Origin of the sequence: Candidatus Sulfotelmatobacter sp. (assembly GCA_035504415.1) — a bacterium.
Classification (GTDB): domain Bacteria; phylum Vulcanimicrobiota; class Vulcanimicrobiia; order Vulcanimicrobiales; family Vulcanimicrobiaceae; genus Vulcanimicrobium.
Window position 1 is genome coordinate 405,722 of sequence record DATJRY010000011.1, and the last position, 13,593, is coordinate 419,314.

Below are 13,593 nucleotides of genomic sequence, written 5' to 3' on the forward strand. Positions count from 1 at the left end.
GTGGAGGATTCATGTCTACGCAACAGACTGCGCGGGTGTCGATCAAAAACAATACCGGGGGCAACGCGCGAATACTTTTGTTTCACAGCAATTCGAGCAACGGCACGCAGAGCGGTGTGTGGACCGCCGCTCCGGGTGCAACCGTCGGTTCGATGGAGGTGCGGTTTCTGACCGGCTGGGGGAGCTACCACATCTTGGACTGGTGGGCGGCGATGGTCCTGGTCATGGACGGCCCCAATAGCGGCACCTATGTGAGCAACGGTGCCGTCGAGCAGCCCTGGAAGGAGTGCCAGTTGCAGTCCGGTGATGCCGGCAAATCATTGACGTTCTCCGTCAGCGCAACGGAACTGGACATCGCGCTCGACTCCGGCGCATGTTCGTGTACGATGAGGCGGGCGACCCGCTCCTCGCAGATCACAAACGTATTCGTCGTAATGCTGGAGAACCACTCGTTCGACAACGTGTTCGCGATGTCCGGCATTTCCGGTATCCGTGCGGCAACCACGGCCAACGCCAACTCCTACAATGGTACGACGTACCAGGTGACCTCAGGGGCGCCGACGAGTATGCCGAGCGATCCGGGCCACGAGTTTCCAGACGTAACCGAACAGCTCTGCGGCGAAGGCGTCAAGTATCCCCGTGGCGGACCGTATCCGACCATCACGAACGCCGGCTTCGCGGCGAGCTATGCGACCTCGAGCACGGAGGGGCCGGTACCGCCTGCCAGCGCGATCGGCGATATCATGGCGTGTTTCGCGACACCGAGCCAACTGCCGGTGATCTACGGCCTAGCGACGCAATTCGCGATCTGCGACCAGTGGTACGCATCCATCCCTGGACCGACCTGGCCGAATCGTTTCTTCGTCCATGGTGCGTCATCGTCGGGACTCGACGTGAGCCCGTCCACCGGTCAGATTGCAAAGTGGGAGCTACCGCTCCAGGGATTCCAATATCCACACGGTTCGATATACGAGGCGTTGTCCGCCGCAGGCATCGCCTACCGGTTCTACCACGACTCCAGCCTCGAACCGATCGGGCTGAGCATGTACAGCGACGACCCGACGAAGGGCTCGATCGCCGGCGCCGTACCGCAGGTGTCGTCGCTCTCGGGGGTCACCGTGGCGGACATGAACGGGTTGCAGACGTTTGCCGCCGACCTCCAGACGCTCTATCCCTACACGTACACGTTCATCGAGCCGCACTACGGCGACGTGACGCACAACACGTACGCGGGCGGATCCTCGCAGCATCCGATGGATGACGTGTATGGCGGAGAGCACCTGCTCGCCGCTGTGTACCAAGCAATCCGCAACTCGCCGTACTGGGAGACGAGCCTCCTCATCATCGTCTACGACGAACACGGCGGCTTCTACGACTCCGTCGCGCCGGGTTCTGCGCCCCCGCCCGGCGACAACCCGCAGTACGGCTACAACACATGCGGCTTCACGTTCGACCGCTATGGCGTGCGTATTCCCGCGGTCGTGGTGTCGCCCCTGATCCCGGCTGGCACCGTCGACCATGAGCTTCACGATCACGCATCGGTACCAAAGACGCTCGAGGAGCTCTTCCACCTCGAGCCGTTGACCGACCGGGACGCTAAAGCCAACAGCGTTCTTTCGCTCCTCTCGCTTCCGACGCCGCGGTCGGACTGCCCGACCTCGTTCAGCGCCGCAGCCGCCGGAAGCGCCGGTGCCGTGGCGACGGGACAGGCGGCGAGTGACGAGGAACCGGTCCCGCCCACCGGCAACCTGGCCGGAGTGCTGCAGATCATGCGGAAAGCCGATGCCGAACTGTCCTCTGGGGATCCTAACGAGCTTGCGGCAATCCAGGCCCGGTACGCGGCGGTCAAGACGCGTGGCGACGCGCACGCGTACGTCACCGACGTGATGCAGAAGGTCGCTGTGGCGAAGCGACAGCGCCAAGCTCGAACGGACGGCCCGACATGAGCCTGGCGTCTCATCGGTAGCGCCGTGATTCGCCCGTCGCAAACGCTGCTCTTGGCGCTCGCGCTAATCGTCGCGACGACGGCCGCCGAGCCGCAGGGCCTGAACGGCATGGAGAGCGCGTTTGCGCGCGGCGACTTCGCGGCGTCGTACGCCGCGGCGACCGCGCGGCTGGCGCACGATCCGAACGACATCGATGCGAACCTCACCGCCGCGCTGATCGCGCTCTACCGCAACGACCTCGACGCCGCCGCGCGCTACGACGGTCACGTCACCGACCTCAAACCCGAGGACACGCGCGGCCAGAAGCTCGCCGACGAGATCGCCGAGCGCCGCGCCGACACGACGGACGTGGCCGCGAGCGCGTTGCCCGCGCGCATCGCGTTCGCGGCGGCGGACCCGATCCCGTTGATCCCCGTCCAGGTGAACGGGCACCAGGGGTTCTTCCTCATCAACACCGACGCCGACGCGACGACGCTCGACCCGGCGTTCGCGAACGAGGCCGGCGTCAAGATCACCGCGGCCGGCACCGGAACCTTCCCGAACGGTGAGGTGGCCTTCGAGCCGCACGGGATCGCGTCGACGCTGCAGGTCGGCGCGGTCACGATGCACGACGTCCAGGTCGTCGCGCGCGGCACGCGCGAGCTCGCCTTTTTCCCCGACCACCATCCGGACGGCGAGCTGGGGACGCGCTTTTTCACGCACTTCCTGACCACGATCGACTATCCCAATCAGGTGCTCGTCTTGCGCCCGCGCTCCGACTCGGCCGCCTTTGAGCGCGACGCCAAGGCGAACGCCGTCCCGATGCTGTTGGCCGGCGATCACTCCATCATCGTCCGCGGCAAGTTCGACGACGGGCCGGACGGCTGGATCAACGTCGACACGGGCCTGGGTCCCACCGGCCTGAGCCCGACCAAGACCGCTGTGTCGGACTCGCACATCATCCTCGACGAAGAGCACACGCAGCCGGGCGCGAACGGCCAGCCGCTCCGCTTCGCCCGGCTCGCGGCGACGGTCACGATCGGGATCCGCAGCATCACCAACGTCCAGGGCTACTACTTGCCCGACGACGATTGGTCGCGCCTCTTCCCGTTCGCGGTTCGCGGCGCCGTCTCGCACCTCTACTTCGCCAAGTGCGCCCTCACGTTCGACTTCGTAGCCATGCGCATGGTCATGATCTAGCAGAACCGCTAGCTTCGCGCGCGAAACTCCCCGGATGCCGGACGGTACGAGCGGGCATGACGCACCGCTCGCGAACGCTGCTGCTCGCGATGGCCGTAACCTTGGCGACCCTCGCCGCCACGCCCGAGCCGAGCACGATCGACACGACCTTCGCTCAAGGGGACTTTGCGGCAACCCTGGCCGCGGCCCAGTCCGCGCTGGCGCGCGATCCGAGCGACGTCGACGCGAACCTGCGTGCTGCCACCATCGCGCTGTATCACAACGACCTCGATGCCGCGACACGGTACGTCACGCGCGTCGCCGACAAGGATCCCCAGAACGCGGTCGCGCGGCGGCTCGCCGCGCAGATCGCGGAACGGCGCGCCGACACGACCGACGTCGACCCGAGCACGCTGCCGGCGCGCATCCCGTTCGTCGCCGAGGATCCGCTGCCGCTGATCACCGTCGAGGTCAACGGTCATGCCGGCCTGTTCATGATCGACACCGGCGGTGGCCTGACCGCGGTCGATCCCGCGTTCGCGAGCGAAGCGGGCGTCACGCTCGCGGCGGGCGGCACGGGCATCTTCGCCGGTGGTCAGACTGCGCCCATTCAACGCGGCACGGCCTCGACCGTGAGCGTCGGCGGCGTGACGATGCACGACGTGACGGTGATGGGCATCCCGACCCGCCGCGTCCCGTTCTTCGGCGACCGCCACCCCGACGGCGTCATCGGAACACGCTTCTTCACCCACTTCCTCACGACGCTCGACTACGTCAACGGGGCCCTCATCCTGCGGCCGCGGTCGGACTCCGCGGCGTTCGAGCGCGACGCCGGCGCGAACAGTGTTCCGATGCTGCTCGTCCCCGATCACTACGTCTTCGTGCACGGTCGCATCAACGACGGCCCGGAGGGGTGGCTCAACGTCGACACCGGCCTGGCCGGTGGCGGCATCAGCCCCAGCAAGCCCGCCGTCGCCGACTCACACGTCACCCTGGACGAGGGCCACGCGACGGTCGGCATGGGCGGCGGCGGCGAGATGCGCATCGTTCCGTTCACCGCGTCTGTCACCGTCGGCAACCGGCGCGTCGACGGCGTCCAGGGTCTCTACACGCCCGACGGCGACCAGTACGGCATCTTCCCGTTCGCCGTCCGCGGCTCGGTCTCACACGGCTTCTTCCGGAAGAACGCCCTCACGTTCGACTTCGTCGCCATGCGCCTGGTCATGCAGTAGCTGCTTTGTAAGCCGCCCATCCTCCATATTCCGAGATGTCAGGATAGCCGCGCTGTTCGATCAGGTCGCGCGGGTAGATCATCGCGTTGACCTTGGAGCCGTCTTCGAGCTCGATCGGGTACTCGTAGAGGTTCGGTGGTTCGGTGGCGATCAGGTGCTCGTGCTGGGCCTCGGTCATCTCGTAGACTTCGCCCGCGATCGCGATGCCGTCCTCGGCGACCTCGTAGATGCCGGGGTGCTGGTCTTCGACCGAGTGCAGGCGATATTTGGGCGCGGTTTTGGCTTCGCGCACGAACGTCGCGTCGCCGAGGTTGCCGTGATCCGGCTGCCCGCGCAGGGCCGAGCCGCAGATGAAGAATTGCATCGGGGTTCCTTCGTTCGGGGTGGGTTAGTAACGATCCGCGGCGGCGAGCAGCGTCGCTTCGAGCGCTTCGACGCCGAGCTCGAGGTCGGCGGGTTCGGTGCGTTCGGTGCCGACGTGGCTGCGGCCGCCGACGCTGGGGACGAAGATCATGGCGGTCGGCGCGACGTGCGCGATGCACATCGCGTCGTGCCCCGCACCGCTGGCGATGTCCATCGCGCGCGGGTCGAATGCCAAACAGCGGTCGCGCACGAGCTCGCGCAACGCGGGGTCCATCGGCACGGCCGCGCGCGCCTCGGTCAGCGCGACGTCGACGTGGACGCCGCGCGCGAACGCAACCCGGGTCGCCGCGGCGCGGAGTGCGTTTTCGATCGCCAGCACGCGCGTGTCGTCGACCGATCGTGCGTCGACGCGAAAGGTCACCCGGCCGGGCACGATGTTCGTCTGGTTGGGATCGACCTTCAGCCAGCCGACGGTCGCGACGGCATCGCCGACGCGTGATGCGGTCGCCTCGATCGCGAGGATCAGTTCGGCGGCGGCGCACAGCGCGTCCGCGCGGCCGGCCATCGGCACCGTTCCGGCATGGCCGGCTTCGCCGTTGACCGTGACCGTGAAGCGGCGCTGACCCGCGATGGCGGTCACCACGCCGAGCCGCGCGCGCGCGCGTTCGAGGACGGGGCCTTGCTCGATGTGCAGCTCGACGTACGCGCGCGGCGGCGGAAAGAGGTCGCGGATCGGCACGTCCGGCAGGCGCCCCGTCTCGCCGTGCAGCGCGTCGGTGAACGAGACGCCTTCGTCGTCGACCAGCGTCTCGAGCACGTCGTCGGACGTGACGCCGGCGAAGATGGAGCTGCCCAGGCATCCCAGCGGGAAGCGGCTCCCCTCTTCCCCGGCCCACGCGACCGCCTCGAGCGCGCGTTTCGGGCGTTCGCCGCGCGCCGCGACGCGCGCCAGCACTTCGAGCCCCGCGACGACGCCGTACGCGCCGTCGTAGGCGCCGCCGTCCTTGACGGTGTCCAAGTGCGATCCGGTCAGAATGGGAGGGCCGTCTTCGCGGCCGTCGAGCCGCGCGAACACGTTCCCGACCAGATCTTGTGAGACGTGTAGTCCCGCCGCGCGCGCCCACGCCGCGAAGTGCTCGCGCGCTGCGCGCTCGGGTGCGGTGAAGAGCGCGCGGTCGATGCCGTCCGCCGTCGCTCCCAGCCGCGCCAGCTCGGCGAGCCGCTCGAGCAGCATCATCGTTGCGCCCCGGTGACGGCGTCCAGCCGCGCCAGATAGCCGTCGCGCACCGCGCCGTCGATGAACGAGGCCTCGAAGCTGTTGCGCGCCAGCGTGACCAACTCCGAGGTGCCCAACCGCAGCGCGTCGGCGACGCCGGCGAGATTCTCGCCGACATAGCCGCCGAAGTAGGCCGGGTCGTCGGAGTTGACCGTCGCGCACAGGCCGGCCTCGAGCATGCGCGCCAACGGGTGATCGCGCAGCGTGTCGACGACCCGCAGCTTGACGTTCGAGAACGGGCAGACCGTGAGCGGGACGCGCTCGTCGCGCAAGCGCGCGACCAAGCGCGGGTCTTCGAGACTGCGCACGCCGTGGTCGATGCGCGAGACGTGCAGCACGTCGAGCGCCTCGGTGACGTACGCCGGCGGACCTTCCTCGCCGGCATGCGCGACCGTCTTCCAGCCCTCGGCCAGCGCGCGCGCGAACACGCGGGCGAACTTCCGCGGCGGGTTGCCGACTTCGGCCGAGTCCAAGCCGACCGCGACGATGCGCTCGCCGTACGGCAGCGCCTGGTCGAGCGTCGCCAGCGCCGACTCCTCGCTCTGGTCGCGCAGGAAGCACATGATCAGCTTGGTCGTGATCCCGTGGCGCGCCTCGCTCGTGCGCAGCGCCGCCCACAGACCGTCGATGACGGTCGCGAACGGGACGCCGCGCGCCGTGTGCGCCTGCGGGTCGAAGAAGATCTCGGCGTGGACGACGCCTTGCGCGGCCGCGCGCGCGAGATACGCGTCGGCCAGCTCCGCGAAGTCGCGTTCGGTACGCAGCACGGCCATCGCCGCGTAGTACAGGTCGAGGAACGACTGCAGGTCGGTGAACGCGTAGGCGCGGCGCAGCGCCTCGACCGACGGATACGGCAGCGGGACGCCGTTGCGCTCGGCCAGCGCGAAGATCAGCTCGGGCTCGAAGGTGCCCTCGATGTGCAGGTGCAGTTCCGCTTTCGGCAAGCGGAACGCGAGCGGCGCGTCGGTCGTCATGCGGGATGCGTGGCGATCCAGTGGCGCGCGATGTCGACGCGGCGCGTGATCCAGACCGCGTCGCCGAAACCCAGCACGTAGTCGAGAAACCGTTCCAGCGCCGCCGCGCGGCCGGGGCGCCCGACCAGCCGCGTGTGCAGCCCGACCGACATCATCTTCGGCTCGCTCGCACCTTCGCGGTAGAGCACGTCGAACGCGTCCTTGAGATAGTTGAAGAACCCGTCGCCGGCGGTGAATCCCGGCGGCACCGAATACTTCATGTCGTTGGCGTCGAGGGTGTAGGGGATCACCAAGTGCGGTTTCCCCTCGACCCGCACCCAGTACGGCAAGTCGTCGTTGTACGCGTCCGAGTCGTAGAGGAAGCCGCCTTCCTCGACCACCAGCCGGCGCGTGTTGATCGAGGGCGCGTAGCGGCAATACCACCCATAGGGTCGCTCGCCGATCGACTGCTCCAGCGAGGCGACGGCCCGCCGCATCTGCGCGCGCTCTTCCTCTTCGCTCATGTCCTGGAAGCCGATCCAGCGCCAACCGTGCGAGCACACCTCGTAGCCGGCGGCCGCGATCGCGCGCGCGGCGTCGGGGTTGCGCTCGAGCGCCAGCGCGGCGCCGAACACGGTGATCGGGATCGCGCGCTGGCCGAACATGCGCATCAGCCGCCAAAAGCCGGCCCGGCTGCCGTACTCGTAGACCGACTCGACGATCAGGTCGCGTTTGCCCGGGCCGACCGTCGCGCCGGGCACCTCGGTCAAGTACATCTCCGAGACCGGGTCGCCCTCGCCGATCGCGTACTCCGAGCCCTCCTCGTAGTTCATCACGATCTGCAGCGCGAGCCGCGCGCCGCCCGGCCAACGAGGATCGGGCGGTTGCGCGCCGTAGCCGACGAAGTCGCGCGGGTGGTCGTACCGGGCCATCCGGCTAGAAGTCCTCGCTCTTCCGGGAGAGTCCCTTCATGCTCGTAGTGCGTGTCTCGGCGCTGCTCTTCTCGCTCGCCCTTGTGGGCGGCATCGCCTCGGCGCAAACGGCGCCCGACGCGCAGAACATGACCCTGGTCGGCCACAACAACCTGGGCGGCGCCAGCGGCGGCGAAGGCTTCGCCATGCGCGTCGCGCCGCGCACGACGCGCTATTCGGTCGCCGGCCACCGCTATCTGTATGCGGCGAGCGAAGAGTTCGGCGACGAGGTGGCGTGCTTCAGCGTCGTCGACGTCGAGAACCCGGCCGAGCCGGTGGTGAAGGAACAGATTCCGATCTCGATCGGGGGCGCGAACGCCGGCGAGACGCCCAGCGGCAGCGCGGACGAACGCAAGCACGTCCACTGCAACTCGCTCGACCTCGCCGGCAACGTGCTGGCCGTCGCGCAGGAAGTGCAAAAGGGCGGCCAGCCCGGCGCAGGCATCCTGTTCTACGACGTCACCGATCCGGGCAATCCGCGCCTGCTCTCGTACTTCGACACCGCGGGCGGCGTCTCGCACGGGACGCACCACGTCTGGTTCGCCGACCCGACCACCCTGTGGGCCGCGGGCGGCGCCGGCACGACGCACGTGCCGTCCGACCCGAGCGATCCGTACGCCGGGCAGGCCTACGTACCCAAGCGCCCCGACAAGGACTACATGTTCGCGCAGGTCGTCGACGTGCGCGATCCGGCGCACCCGCGCGAGCGCACGCGCTGGTACTACCCCGGCGTCGCGAGCGGCGACGCGCGGCCGCTCCCCGACGCGATCCCGGGTGCCGATCAGGGCATCCGGCTGCACAACGTCGACGTCTTCCCGCAGCGGCCGAACCGCGCGTACCTGGGCTTCCTCGACGGCGGCATCGTCATCCTCGACACCACCGATCCGCTCCACCCGGCGACGGTCTCGATCTTCCGCTACGTCGGTCCCGGCTTCACCCACACGACGTATCCGGTCTTCGCGCGCAACCTGCTCGAGGTCAGCGAAGAGGCGTTCGGGCCCCCGCCCTGCGCCGACGGCCCCAAGCGCGCCACCGTCTGGTCGATCGCCGACGAGAAGCTGCCGGTGCTGCTGGGCGTCGCGCCCTTCAACGACACGACGCGCTTTTGTCCGCCGGTCAACAGCGAGAACAACAACGGCCGCTACGGTTCGCACAACATCTGGGAAGGCAAACCGTACGGGCCGTCCTGGCACTCCGACACGCTGATGCTCGACACGTACTTCCGCGGCGGCGTGCGCGTCTTCGACACCAGCGATCCGCGCAGCATCAAGGACGTCGCGCATTTCATCCCGGCTTACGATCCGTCCAAGGACCACTTCGGCACGACCCAGATCAACGACGTCTACGTCGACGATCGCGGCCTGGTCTACATCGACGACCGCTTCGGCGGCGGCCTCACGATCGTGCGCAGCCCGCTCATCACCTGCGGGCCGGGCCAGTGTCACCCGTGAGCTGAGACCGCCTTCGCGAGCAGCAGCGGCGCGATCGCGTCGAAGACCGCGCCCAAGGCGCGCTCGGCGATCGCGTCGTCGGCGTGGCCGCTGGACTTTTGCAGCACGATCCCTTCGAGCGTCGCGAACAGCACCAGGAAATGCGCCAGGAACTCGGGCGAGAGCTCGCCCGAGACGTGCCAGGCGATGCGCGCGAACGTCTCGACGTGCTGTTCGAAGAGCGGGCGCAGCTTGCGGCGCAGCGCGGGATGGCGCGCCGCGGCCAGCTGCAGCTCGGCGTAGAGCACGGCGGTGTCTTTGCAGTGCGAGCGCACGTAGCGCGCGCGGGCCGCGGCCATCCGGCTGGCCAGGTCCGGCTGCGCTTGGATCTCGGCCCGCAGCTCGTCGCCTTCCTCGCGCATGCGCGCTTGCAGATAGGCGACGAACAGGTCGTCCTTGTCGCGGAAGTTGGAGTACACGGCGCCGCGGGTGAACCCGGCCTCCTCGGCGATCTCCTCGACCGAGGCCGCCTCGTAGCCGCGGCGCGCGAAGACGCGCCCGGACGCCTCCAGGAGGCGACGCCGGGTCTCCTCGCGCTGCTCGACCCGAGTCCGGCGGACGGGCTTGGTGACCGGCACCCCGGAGTCATGCGGGCGCCGCCCCGGGCGCTCCTCCAGGAAATTTTGTTCCGTCAAACGTCGTAGCGCCCGGTGAAACCCATTCGGATACACTAACGTATCTGGATGCGATGATGGATGCGAGCGAAGGCCTGCCCGCCCCGCAGCGGGTCGACGTCACCGAGTACGGGCTCCGGCGAGTCCTGGTCACCCTGGCCGTGATCGTGGCGGCGATGATCGAGATCATCGACACGACGATCGTCAACGTCGCGCTGCCGACGATCCAAGGCAACCTGGGCGCCGACATCGCGCAAGGCGCGTGGATCGTCACCGGTTACATCATCGCCAACGTCATCGTCATTCCGCTCACGCCGTGGCTGCAGACGCGTTTCGGGCGGCGCAACTACTTCGTCGCCTCGATCGTCGTGTTCACGATCGCATCGCTGCTGTGCGGCATCTCCAGCTCGCTGCCGGAGCTGGTCATGTTCCGCATCCTGCAAGGCCTGGCCGGCGGCGGGCTGATCTCGACCGCGCAGACGATCCTCGCCGACACCTATCCGCGCTCGCAGCAAGGCATCGCGACCGGGATCTTCGCCATGGGCGTCATCGTCGGGCCGGCCGTCGGCCCGGTGCTGGGCGGCTTCCTCACCGACCAGCTCTCGTGGCGCTGGGCCTTCTTCGTCAACTTGCCGATCGGCTTGCTCGCCGGGATCCTGGCCGCGACGATGCTGCGCGACCCCGAACAGCCGCGTCGCCTGCCGCTCGACACGATCGGGCTCGCCCTGCTGATCGTCGGCCTTGGCTCGCTGCAGTACGTGCTCGACCAAGGCCAGCAGAACGATTGGTTCGCCGATCCGTCGATCACGGTCTTCGCCTGCCTGAGCGGCCTGGGCCTGATCGCGTTCACCGCCTGGGAGCTGTTCGGGACGCGCACGCCGATGGTCGACCTGCGCGTGCTGCGCTACCGGCCGATCGCGATCGGCTCGCTGATGAGCGTCGCGCTCGGATTCACGCTGTTCGGCGGCGTGCTGTTGGTGCCGCAGTACGTGCAATCGGTACTCGGCTTCACCGCGACGCTCAGCGGCGAGCTGTTCCTGGTGCAAGCCGGCACCAGCGGCGTGCTGACGTTCGTGGCCGTCGCGATCATGGCGACCGGCCGGGTCCCCGCGCGCGTGCAGGTCGCCGTCGGCATGCTGTTCTTGGCGATCGGCAACTTCGTGCTCTCCCGCATCGAGACGCCGCAGACCGACTTCCACGCCATGATCTTCCCGTTGGTGCTGCTCGGCATCGGGATGTCGCAGATCTTCGTCCCGCTCACCGTCGCGTCGGTCGGCGCGGTGCCGGACGAAGCGGTGCCGCCGGCGGCCGCCTTCACCAACCTCGCGCGCCAGCTCGGCGGCAGCATCTCGACGGCGATGCTGGTGACGGTCGCGGTGCGCGGCACGACCAGCGACTACGCGACGTTGGCGCAGACGATCACCGTCAACCGTCCCGTGGTGGCGCAGTACGTGGCGACCCACGGAAGCGATGCGTTGGCCAGCCTGTTCGGAACGCTGGTCACGCAGGCCGCCGTGATGGGCTACGCCGAGGCCGCGCTGATCACGGCCGTCATCTCGGCGCTCTTGGCGCCGCTGGCGCTCCTGATGGGACGCGCGAAAGCGGGAGCCGCGGCCGTCGCGGCGCATTAGCGGCACCCAGGAGGTGTCCCGATGACCCTGCGTTTCGCCGCCCTGACGCTGGCCGCCGCGCTCGTGACCGGTACCGCCGCGAGCGCGATGACCTTGCGCCCCGCCCGGCCCCCGGCCGGGAATGCCACCCTGACGGTGACCAGCGCCGACTTCACGAACGGTGCGCCGCTGCCGCTGTGGACCGGTTTCAAGGCATGCGGCGGCCAGAACGTCTCGCCCGCGCTGCACTGGACGAAGGGGCCGGCCAAGACCAAGAGCTACGTGGTCACGATTTTCGATCCCGACGCGCCGACCGGCGTCGGCTTCTGGCACTGGACGCTCTTCGACGTCCCCGCGAGCGTGACGTCGCTCCCGAAGAACTATGGTGCACACGTGATGCCGCCGGCGACGGCGGGCTACACCGACTACGGTCTGAGCGGCTACCAGGGTCCCTGTCCGCCCAACGGCGATCCGCCGCACCACTACCACATCACCGTGTCCGCGCTCGACGTCGCGACGATTCCCGGCGGCGGGCCCGGCACGACCGGCGCGGTGCTTTCGTTCGGCACGCCCGAGCACGTCATCGCCCGCGGCGAAATCGTCGGCACCTACAAGCGCTGACGCTCCCCTACGGGGCTTTGAACAGGTTGGTATTCGTCGCGTTGCGGACGTCGACGCCCCACGTCCCGTCGGTGTACTGACCGGCGTACGTCCGCACGTTCAGGCTCGGATCGCGCATGTTCAGGAAGGCGCCCTGATCGTCGGCGGAGAGGTAGCCGACCGCGTCGCCGTGCGTATTGCGCACGTCGAACTCCGGTAAGCCTTTGTCGCCGATGAAGAGCGAGGCTTGCGCGACGCCCTGCGCGTTGGAGAGGTGGATCGTCGGGTCGGCGCCGCTGGCCAGATAGACGTCGGTGCGAACGACGTGCGCCGCATCGAACTGGCGCAATCCGGGCGCACCGTTGTCGTACAAGAACAAGCTCTCGCGCTGGTGCCCGTTCGCGTCGGCCTCGGACACATACGGGCTGCCGGTCGTGTCGAGTCCCGCGTAGAGCTGCGCCACGCCGGCCGCGCTCCGCACGGTCAGCCCGGCGCCGTCGAGCAGCGCGCTCGTCCCGTCCGCGCCGCGGACGCCGAGCGAGCTGGGCGCGAGCGACGCGGGCGGCGGCGGCGCCTGTGCGGTCGCGAGCGCGACCACCAGCGCGCCCAGCGCGAGGACACGGTCGCGCCGCGCACGGCGCTCGAGCCGCTCGATCCGGGCGAGCAGCACCGGGTCGTCGAGCTCGGCGTGCGGCGCGTTCACGGCGCCTTCCACAGCACGGTGTTCGACGCGGTGCGGACGTCCATGCCGATTGTGCCGTTGGCGAAGCCGCCGATGTTCACGCGGCTCTGGCCGTTGGCGTCGTTCATCACCAGGAACGGAAACTGATCGTCGGTGGCGAGATACGCGCGCAGCCTCTCGTCGGAACCGTAGAGTCCGAGTTGCGGACGGCCGCTGGCGCCGATGAAGAATGCGCCGCGCAGCTTCTCGTTGGGGTCGAGCAGCTGGACCTCGGGGTTACTGGCCTCGGTCAATCGCACTTCCAAACGGCGCTTGCTGTTGGAGTCGAACTGGCGCAGCGTCGGATTGCTGCCGGCGAACAGGTACATCGACTCGCGCAACGTCCCGCCGGCGTCGCGCAGGTCGACCGACGGCCGCCCCTGATCGTCGAGGCCGACCACCATGCGAAGGCGATGCTGCGCGTCGCTGACGGTGATTCCGGTCGCGGACAACGTCGTCGATTGTCCCCCGGCGTTAGTCACCGTGATCGGTGTCGTGGAGACTTGCGGTCCAGACGACGAGGGCGCCTGCGCCGTCAGCATCGCGAGCACGACGACGCCCAGTACGACCGCGCGATCGCGCCGGCTGCCGCGCTCCAGGCGCGTGACACGTGCGTGCAAGGTCTCGGAAAACGGAGCCATGTGAGCACCTCCGATCCC

13 protein-coding genes are annotated in these 13,593 nt (G+C 68.7%); 6 read left to right on the forward strand and 7 right to left on the reverse strand.

From position 1 onward, the window contains the following. Nucleotides 1-11: 11 nt before the first annotated feature. Genes VMD91_08320 through VMD91_08330 form a run of 3 tightly spaced genes read left to right on the forward strand, consistent with a single transcriptional unit; the run spans nt 12 to nt 4,336 of the window. Nucleotides 12-1,946 (forward strand): alkaline phosphatase family protein, encoded by a 1,935-nt coding sequence (locus tag VMD91_08320; protein HTW84054.1) that lies wholly within the window; start codon nt 12-14, stop codon nt 1,944-1,946. A gap of 24 nt (nt 1,947-1,970) precedes the next feature. Then, a complete protein-coding gene (locus VMD91_08325; GenBank protein ID HTW84055.1) occupies nt 1,971-3,125 on the forward strand; it encodes an aspartyl protease family protein in 1,155 nt (384 codons plus the stop codon). Nucleotides 3,126-3,181: 56 nt separating this feature from the next. Further along, nucleotides 3,182-4,336 (forward strand): aspartyl protease family protein, encoded by a 1,155-nt coding sequence (locus VMD91_08330; protein HTW84056.1) that lies wholly within the window; start codon nt 3,182-3,184, stop codon nt 4,334-4,336. Here the strand turns inward: VMD91_08330 and VMD91_08335 are convergent. The 4 genes from VMD91_08335 to puuE are packed head-to-tail and all read right to left on the reverse strand — an operon-like array spanning nt 4,326 to nt 7,860. Further along, nucleotides 4,326-4,700 (reverse strand): gamma-glutamylcyclotransferase, encoded by a 375-nt coding sequence (locus VMD91_08335; GenBank protein HTW84057.1) that lies wholly within the window; start codon nt 4,698-4,700, stop codon nt 4,326-4,328. The genes VMD91_08330 and VMD91_08335 overlap by 11 nt on opposite strands. Nucleotides 4,701-4,724: 24 nt before the next feature. After that, the gene (locus tag VMD91_08340; protein ID HTW84058.1) at nt 4,725-5,933 is read right to left on the reverse strand and encodes a M20 family metallo-hydrolase; all 1,209 of its coding nucleotides are present in this window, start codon (nt 5,931-5,933) and stop codon (nt 4,725-4,727) included. After that, a complete protein-coding gene (locus VMD91_08345) occupies nt 5,933-6,949 on the reverse strand; it encodes an adenosine deaminase (protein ID HTW84059.1) in 1,017 nt (338 codons plus the stop codon). Before VMD91_08345 ends, VMD91_08340 begins: the two co-directional genes overlap by 1 nt. Beyond that, nucleotides 6,946-7,860: an allantoinase PuuE gene (gene puuE, locus VMD91_08350; protein ID HTW84060.1), complete on the reverse strand. Its 915-nt coding sequence runs from the start codon at nt 7,858-7,860 to the stop codon at nt 6,946-6,948. Before puuE ends, VMD91_08345 begins: the two co-directional genes overlap by 4 nt. A gap of 38 nt (nt 7,861-7,898) precedes the next feature. Between puuE and VMD91_08355 the strand changes: the two genes are divergently transcribed. Beyond that, nucleotides 7,899-9,350 (forward strand): hypothetical protein, encoded by a 1,452-nt coding sequence (locus tag VMD91_08355; GenBank protein ID HTW84061.1) that lies wholly within the window; start codon nt 7,899-7,901, stop codon nt 9,348-9,350. Here the strand turns inward: VMD91_08355 and VMD91_08360 are convergent. Beyond that, nucleotides 9,341-9,967, reverse strand: a complete 627-nt coding sequence (locus tag VMD91_08360) for a TetR/AcrR family transcriptional regulator (protein HTW84062.1) — start codon at nt 9,965-9,967, stop codon at nt 9,341-9,343. The genes VMD91_08355 and VMD91_08360 overlap by 10 nt on opposite strands. Nucleotides 9,968-10,077: 110 nt before the next feature. Between VMD91_08360 and VMD91_08365 the strand changes: the two genes are divergently transcribed. Together VMD91_08365 and VMD91_08370 are read left to right on the forward strand one after the other, a co-directional pair. Further along, nucleotides 10,078-11,634 carry a DHA2 family efflux MFS transporter permease subunit gene (locus VMD91_08365; GenBank protein HTW84063.1) on the forward strand — a complete coding sequence of 519 codons (1,557 nt, stop codon included), beginning with the start codon at nt 10,078-10,080 and terminating at the stop codon, nt 11,632-11,634. Nucleotides 11,635-11,655: 21 nt separating this feature from the next. After that, nucleotides 11,656-12,234, forward strand: coding sequence for a YbhB/YbcL family Raf kinase inhibitor-like protein (locus tag VMD91_08370; protein ID HTW84064.1), 579 nt, complete (start codon nt 11,656-11,658; stop codon nt 12,232-12,234). Nucleotides 12,235-12,241: 7 nt separating this feature from the next. Here the strand turns inward: VMD91_08370 and VMD91_08375 are convergent, their stop codons facing one another. After that, a complete protein-coding gene (locus tag VMD91_08375) occupies nt 12,242-12,928 on the reverse strand; it encodes a hypothetical protein (GenBank protein HTW84065.1) in 687 nt (228 codons plus the stop codon). Further along, nucleotides 12,913-13,575, reverse strand: a complete 663-nt coding sequence (locus VMD91_08380; GenBank protein ID HTW84066.1) for a hypothetical protein — start codon at nt 13,573-13,575, stop codon at nt 12,913-12,915. Before VMD91_08380 ends, VMD91_08375 begins: the two co-directional genes overlap by 16 nt. Nucleotides 13,576-13,593: the final 18 nt, after the last annotated feature.

Excerpts from the sequence above, each read along its gene's own strand:
- VMD91_08345 (HTW84059.1), bottom strand. The coding sequence starts at position 6,949 with ATGACGACCGACGCGCCGCTCGCGTTCCGCTTGCCGAAAGCGGAACTG.
- VMD91_08335 (HTW84057.1), bottom strand. The coding sequence starts at position 4,700 with ATGCAATTCTTCATCTGCGGCTCGGCCCTGCGCGGGCAGCCGGATCAC.
- VMD91_08320 (HTW84054.1), top strand. The coding sequence starts at position 12 with ATGTCTACGCAACAGACTGCGCGGGTGTCGATCAAAAACAATACCGGG.
- VMD91_08370 (HTW84064.1), top strand. The coding sequence starts at position 11,656 with ATGACCCTGCGTTTCGCCGCCCTGACGCTGGCCGCCGCGCTCGTGACC.
- VMD91_08380 (HTW84066.1), bottom strand. The coding sequence starts at position 13,575 with ATGGCTCCGTTTTCCGAGACCTTGCACGCACGTGTCACGCGCCTGGAG.
- VMD91_08355 (HTW84061.1), top strand. The coding sequence starts at position 7,899 with ATGCTCGTAGTGCGTGTCTCGGCGCTGCTCTTCTCGCTCGCCCTTGTG.
- puuE (HTW84060.1), bottom strand. The coding sequence starts at position 7,860 with ATGGCCCGGTACGACCACCCGCGCGACTTCGTCGGCTACGGCGCGCAA.
- VMD91_08330 (HTW84056.1), top strand. The coding sequence starts at position 3,182 with ATGACGCACCGCTCGCGAACGCTGCTGCTCGCGATGGCCGTAACCTTG.
- VMD91_08365 (HTW84063.1), top strand. The coding sequence starts at position 10,078 with ATGATGGATGCGAGCGAAGGCCTGCCCGCCCCGCAGCGGGTCGACGTC.
- VMD91_08340 (HTW84058.1), bottom strand. The coding sequence starts at position 5,933 with ATGCTGCTCGAGCGGCTCGCCGAGCTGGCGCGGCTGGGAGCGACGGCG.